This is a genomic window from Candidatus Nanopusillus massiliensis (genome assembly GCF_920984865.1).
The window spans coordinates 179,182-179,732 of sequence record NZ_OV100765.1; positions in this window are offsets into that span (position 1 = coordinate 179,182).

The following is a 551-nucleotide window of genomic DNA, read 5'->3' on the forward strand; positions in this document are numbered from 1 at the left end:
TTAGATAATACTCTTAATAATATTATTCTTTCCTCAGGGAATTTGGAGTTGGAATATAGATTATACATTCTTATATATTCATTTGTTCATCTATGAAACCAATTATATCAGATATAACTTGTCTATCATTATTATTTAATTTTTCCCATTCTTTGAATTTATTAAATGAATCTTTTATTATATTGTAATCATTTAAGAATCCTTGAGTTTTATATGCCAATCTTTTTAACATTAAACTATTATAATCCTTTATTTCTATATTATAATAATTCTTAAATATATCTTTATATTCTTCAAATATTCTTCTTTCTTCTATATTAAAGTAAAATGATATATCATATAATATTGTATATAATATTGATAAAACCAGNNNNTTATCTTCATTTCTATAATATTCAATTAATTCGAATAATTTCTTTAATTTAATTTTATTCATTAATGCTAATAAATAATAATCATAGTAAANTAACAGCCCTACTTAATGATGATATTTTCTTTTCCTTAATTGCATTTCCTATATATTCCAAATTTTCATAATTTGATATATAAAA